Source organism: Limnohabitans sp. (assembly GCF_040401495.1).
Classification (GTDB): domain Bacteria; phylum Pseudomonadota; class Gammaproteobacteria; order Burkholderiales; family Burkholderiaceae_C; genus Limnohabitans.
In genome coordinates, this window is the sequence record NZ_JBBAOI010000039.1 from 1 (window position 1) to 5,728 (window position 5,728).

A 5,728-nucleotide genomic window follows, 5' to 3' on the forward strand; every position below is an offset into this window, starting at 1 on the left:
AAGCCTTTAAGATGCAGCGCATGAAGGTTTTTCCACGCTACTGGGCTGATTGCTTTACCACCGACTTCGCTGAACTTGACGCGGCGAAGGCGGTCGCTGTTTTGCCCTTGGGTGCCACCGAGCAGCATGGGCCACATTTGCCCTTGTCGGTTGATACCGATTTGGTCAACGCCATGGTGGCTGCTGCGCTGGGTCATTTGCAGCCTGCTGACCAAGTGCTGGTGCTGCCCACCCAAAGCGTGGGCCTGAGTTCAGAGCATCTCGCCTATGACGGTACTTTGAGTTTCTCTCCCGCCTCGGTGATCGAGCAGTGGTGCAGTTTGGGTGAATCGGTGGCACGGGTGGGCGTCAAAAAACTCTTGCTCTTCAACGCCCATGGCGGCAACGTGGGCTTGATGGATGTGGTGGCGCGTGAACTGCGTGGTCACTGTGGTCTCACCGTTTTTAGCAGCAACTGGTACCAACTGCCCTTGGGCGAAGCCTTGAGCGCATTTGATGCCCATGAGCAGCGCTTTGGCGTTCACGGCGGAGATATGGAAACCTCGCTCATGCTGGCGATTGCGCCGCACAAAGTGCGAATGGAAGAAGCACAACACTTTGTATCAGCGTCCGAGCAACGTGCCAAAGACTTCGTGTTGTTGGGCGACGGCAAAAGCGCCAAACTGGGCTGGCATATGCAGGACTACAACCTGCATGGCGCGGCTGGTAACGCGGTGGCGGCTACAGCCCTTAAAGGCCAAGCGCTATTGGACGCGGTGGGTGTGCAACTGGCTAAGTTGCTGCAGGAGTTGCAGCGGTTTGAGCCGCTGATTTAAGTGAACGTCACCCAGTCTTGGTAGGCGGGTGCATCCAAATGGTTGATGGTGTTAAAGCTCACCAAGGTGTGGCGCTTCGGAGTAAACACCAGTTCGCTGACCGCGGTGTTGCGAATGCGCATATTCATCTCGATGATGCTCTCGGGGGGTGTGCCCAACAGCGTACCCACTGCAGTAGAGATGGGCCCGCCGCTAGAGACCATCAATACATCGCCGCTGTGCTGCGCTCGCACATGGGCCATGGCGTCTTGTATGCCTTGAACAAATTCGGTGAAAGGCGGCATGCCAGCGGGTTGCGCCTCACCGTACATCCAAGCTTGCAGGCCTTTGCGCAGCAAGCCGAAATGGTGTTTGTACAGCTCTGGCGTGTTGGGCTTAGCCAAAGGCTCGGGGTGGATGGCATGGATCACCGCGTGGCTGTCGTACTCGTTCAAGCCTGGCCAAACCAGTGGCTGAAGTTGCGGTGCCTGCAGGCCTTCTTGAATGCCTTCAAAGGTTTGCCGATGGCGCTTCAGGCTGCCCATCAGTACCGCCTCAAACTGCAGGCCTCGCTCACGAAAATAAGCGCCTAAGCGTTGGCTTTGCTGATGTCCCAAAGCAGATAGGTTGTCGTAATCGTCAGCGCCAAACGAGGCCTGGCCGTGGCGCACTAAATAAAGGGTTCCCATGGCGGCCATTGTCGCCAATCTGAGCTTGGCAAAAAGTCTCTTGGGTGACCGCTTTTCAGAGCTTGACTGAGCCTTGGATGCAAGTGACAGATTCGCCGCCCACCCAGACTTGGTTTTGCTCATCGCGGTGTACATACACCCGCCCAGCTCTAGCCAAACAAGTGCCTTGGCTGGCCACATAACTGTCTGGCGCCAAGCCTGCGCCTATCAACCACTGCCCAATGGCTGCGTTCAAACTGCCCGTCACGGGGTCCTCTGCCAGACCGTTGTTGCCAGGAAAAAAAGCACGCACCTCAAACTGCGTGTCACCGTGGGTATGCGCACCCACCACGCCAATGTCCAAGCCTTGCAGCACCTGCGCATCGGGTGTCAAAGCCAGCACTTGTGTGGCGGAGCTCAACATCACGCCGCGCCATTGCGGACCGTTGTTACACCAAGCGTGGTGCAAAACGTCCGAGCGAGCCACCCCGAGTCCTTTGGCGATCATTTGCACATCGGCCTCGTCCAAGGGACCGCCTCGACGCAAAGGCGGCGCGGCAAACGCCAAGCGTGTACCTTGGCGTTGAATGTTGACTAAGCCCACGCCGCACTCTTGCACTACATCTCGGCCTTTGGGAACGCCACCCGCTTCTAACCATGCATGGCAGGTACCTAAAGTGGGGTGGCCGGCAAAGGGGAGTTCACGCCCGGGGCAAAAAATCCGCACCGCGTAGTCGGCTTGCGGGTGGGTGGGCGGCAGCACGAATGTGGCTTCCGACAGGTTGGTCCAGTCGGTGAAGGCCTGCATTTGCGCAGTGCTCAGGCCCGTTCCATCCAGCACCACGGCCAAAGGGTTGCCAAGGTAGGGCACGGCGGTGAACACATCAACTTGGGCAAATGCGCGGTGCTTCATGGCGAGCTTTCGGTTTAAATCGCCCGCATCATCGCTGAACTGGCATTTTTCTGCTGATGAACACCGTGGCTACCACCGCCAAACCGAAGCTGACAGTCGTTGCATCCAAGCGTTCGCCCAAAAGGGGAATCGCCATCAACATGCCCAAAAATGGTTGCAGCAACTGTATTTGGCTCACCCGTACCGTGCCGCCCATGGCAAGGCCTCGGTACCAAGCAAAAAACCCCAGCCACATCGAAAATAAAGACACATAAGCGAACCCCGCCCATGCGCTCCAAGGAACGGGGTTGGTGGGCTGGCTGAGCCAAGCCATAGGTAGCGTCAGCGGCAGGGATATCACCAAGGCCCAACAAATCACTTTTTCAGGGCCCATGCTTTGCGACATGCGTCCTCCCCAGGCGTAGCCCACCGCGGCAAAGGCCATGGCACCCAACAGCAGCAAATCTGCTGCTTGCACATGCAAACCAGACTGTCCCGAGAACAGCAGCGCAAAACCCACCACCAGCGCGGTACCGGTGACAGCGCACAGCCAAAAGCCCCAAGACGGCTTTTGCTTATTCATGATCGCCGCCAAAGTTGCAGTTGCAAGTGGCAGCACGCCAGTGATGACGCTGGCGTGCGTGGCTTCTACATGGCGCATGGCCAAAGAGGTCAACAGCGGAAAACCAAACACCACCCCCAGCGCCACTAAGCCAAGGCCCTTGCATTGGCTTTTGCTGGGGAAAGTGGCTTTGCTGATCAATAGGTAAATCACCGACAACCAAGCTGCAACGACGGCACGCCCCATCGCCAAAAACACACCTGACAAATGCGGGTCGTCGTTCGTTCCGACGGCCAAACGGGTAACGGGCAAAGTAACGGCAAACATGGTCACACCCAGCAACCCAAACCACATGCCTTTGCGCTCCGAAGGTGTCATACGGTTGAGGTACGTTGGCTTAAAACCTCCAAGCGCTCCATAGCGGCAAGCAGTTCATCGTCTATTTCGCCCACCCGCATGGCTTTGTCTGCAGCTGACTTGGGATCGCTTGCATACAAGCTCCCATCGGCCAAGGCTTGGTTGAGGCCTTCCTGCTCTTTTTCCAACTGCCCTATCAAGCTGGGCAGGCTGTCAAATTCGCGCTGTTCTTTGAAGCTCAGTTTTTTGGGAGCTAGTTTGGCTGTCGCTGCTGAGACTGTGCCCGCTTTGCCCACTGACTGAGCCGAATTTTGCAGGGTATGACTGGGGGTCTTTGCCATATCTGCCGGTTGGATGTCAGCCACTTTTTGCGACCACACCTTGGCGCGGTTAGATTGCAGCAGCCAGTCCTGAACGCCACCTTCGTACTCCCGCCAATGCCCCTCGCCTTCATAGGCAATGGTGCTGGTGACCACATTGTCCAAAAAAGCCCTGTCGTGGCTGACCAAAAACACGGTACCTGCATAGTTTTGCAGCAATTCTTCTAGCAATTCCAAGGTGTCTATGTCCAAATCGTTGGTGGGTTCGTCCAGCACCAACACATTGGCGGGGCGGGCAAACAAGCGAGCCAGCAATAAGCGATTGCGCTCTCCGCCTGAGAGGGTACGTACGGGCGAGTTGGCCCTTGCAGGAGAGAACAAAAAGTCGCCCAAATAGCTCTTCACATGCTGGCGCTGGGTGCCGATTTCTATCCATTCGCTGCCCGGGCTGATGAAGTCTTCTAGCGTGGCGTCCAGATCCAACGCATTGCGCATTTGGTCAAAATAAGCCACTTGCAAATTTGCGCCTTGGCGAACCTTGCCCGTCGTAGGGTGCAGTTCACCCAAAATCATTTTCAGCAACGTAGTTTTGCCTGCACCATTAGGGCCGATCAAGCCTATTTTGTCGCCGCGCAACAAGGTGGCGCTGAAATGGTTGACCACCTGTTTGTCGCCAAAATTCACAGAGACATCGGTCAACTCGGCCACAATTTTTCCGCTTGGCAGACCGGCATCCACACTGGCCCTGACTTGACCCACCGCGTTGCGTCTGGCAAGTCGTGTGGCACGAAGTTTCTCCAAACGACCAATCCGCGCAACAGACCGCGTTCTTCTGGCTTCTACACCTCTACGCACCCACACCTCTTCCTGCGCTAGCAACTTATCAGCCTTGGCTTGGGTGACAGCCTCAGCGGCTATTTCAGCTTCTTTCAGGAGCAAATAACTTTGAAAATTGCCTTGATAAGAATTTAAATGCCCGCGGTCTAACTCAACGATGCGGGTAGACACTTTGTCTAAAAAAGCACGGTCGTGGGTGATAACCACCACGCTGCCTTTGAACTCAACCAGCAAGTCTTCTAGCCATTGAATACTGTCCAAGTCCAAATGGTTGGTGGGTTCGTCCAAAAGCAAAACGTCGGGCAGCGTCACCAGCGCTTGCCCAAGCGCTACACGTTTACGCGTCCCCCCCGAAAGGCTGCCCACCAAAGCTGCACCGTCTAGGTGTAAACGCTGCAGGGTTTCGGTGACGCGCTGCTCCCAGTTCCACCCATCTTGCAGTTCAATGGTGTTTTGCAGGGCATCCAAGTCGCCATCGCCTGCGTAGTACTGCTCGAGAACCGACTTCAGGGACGATAGGCCCTCACTCACAGCATCAAACACAGTCAACTCCGCATTCAACAAAGGCTCTTGCGCCACATAGGCTAAGTTCAGCCCTTGTTGGAACTGAATAACCCCATCGTCGAGGTGCTCCAAGCTAGCCAAAATTTTCAAAAGCGATGATTTGCCTGTGCCGTTACGGCCAATTAAGCCAATGCGTTCACCTGCTTCAATCGATAAAGCGGTGTGATCTAAAAGAGGCACGTCGCCGTAAGCGAGTTGTGCAGATTGCAAAGTAATGAGAGCCATCACTCGATTATGCAGGCGGTGCCACCCTCAAGAAAAATCGTCAAAGCACTTAAGTCGTTGAAAGAAAAGAATTTTTTGCATTATTGTGTGGCGGGCATAGAAAGTTTTTCTTATCGACCGTTGTTGGTCTCAAAAAGTGCGCTATACTAGCGGGCTCTGCTTTTGAAACGTAGCCTCTTGAGGCCACGAACAGCAGCAAAGAAAAAGGCAAAAAAGTTTTGACACAGCCTTCAAATTTGTGTCATAATCTAAGGCTTCGCTCATCGTAGCGAGGTTCAAAACAGGCAACTGTTTAGGTTCATTAACAAATTACAGCCGATAAGCGTGGGCGTTTTAAGGCAATTGCCAAGGTTCTAGTAACCGAGTCGCAAGACTTAAAACGCTCATGAAGATAGAAGTGAAGTTCACTTCAATTCCGTTTTTAATGAGTGGCCTCGAAAGAGGCAAAAAAACTATCAAGATCGAACTATAGAGTTTGATCCTGGCTCAGATTGAACGCTGGCGGAATG

The 5,728-nt window shown here is 54.7% G+C and carries 5 protein-coding genes; 1 reads left to right on the forward strand and 4 read right to left on the reverse strand.

All coding sequences use genetic code 11. From position 1 onward, the window contains the following. Positions 1 to 20 precede the first annotated feature (20 nt). Positions 21 to 815 carry a creatininase family protein gene (locus AC9UEO_RS13285; RefSeq protein ID WP_509534452.1) on the forward strand — a complete coding sequence of 265 codons (795 nt, stop codon included), beginning with the start codon at positions 21 to 23 and terminating at the stop codon, positions 813 to 815. Here AC9UEO_RS13285 and AC9UEO_RS13290 read toward each other — a convergent pair. The 4 genes from AC9UEO_RS13290 to AC9UEO_RS13305 are packed head-to-tail and all read right to left on the reverse strand — an operon-like array spanning position 812 to position 5,219. Beyond that, positions 812 to 1,483 carry a histidine phosphatase family protein gene (locus tag AC9UEO_RS13290; RefSeq protein WP_509534440.1) on the reverse strand — a complete coding sequence of 224 codons (672 nt, stop codon included), beginning with the start codon at positions 1,481 to 1,483 and terminating at the stop codon, positions 812 to 814. The two genes, AC9UEO_RS13285 and AC9UEO_RS13290, sit on opposite strands and share 4 nt — an antisense overlap. A 55-nt stretch (positions 1,484 to 1,538) precedes the next feature. After that, positions 1,539 to 2,375: a PhzF family protein gene (locus AC9UEO_RS13295; protein ID WP_509534443.1), complete on the reverse strand. Its 837-nt coding sequence runs from the start codon at positions 2,373 to 2,375 to the stop codon at positions 1,539 to 1,541. 28 nt (positions 2,376 to 2,403) lie between these two features. Further along, positions 2,404 to 3,294: a DMT family transporter gene (locus tag AC9UEO_RS13300; protein ID WP_509534446.1), complete on the reverse strand. Its 891-nt coding sequence runs from the start codon at positions 3,292 to 3,294 to the stop codon at positions 2,404 to 2,406. Next, the gene (locus AC9UEO_RS13305; protein WP_509534449.1) at positions 3,291 to 5,219 is read right to left on the reverse strand and encodes an ATP-binding cassette domain-containing protein; all 1,929 of its coding nucleotides are present in this window, start codon (positions 5,217 to 5,219) and stop codon (positions 3,291 to 3,293) included. Before AC9UEO_RS13305 ends, AC9UEO_RS13300 begins: the two co-directional genes overlap by 4 nt. Between the last annotated feature and the right edge of the window lie 509 nt (positions 5,220 to 5,728).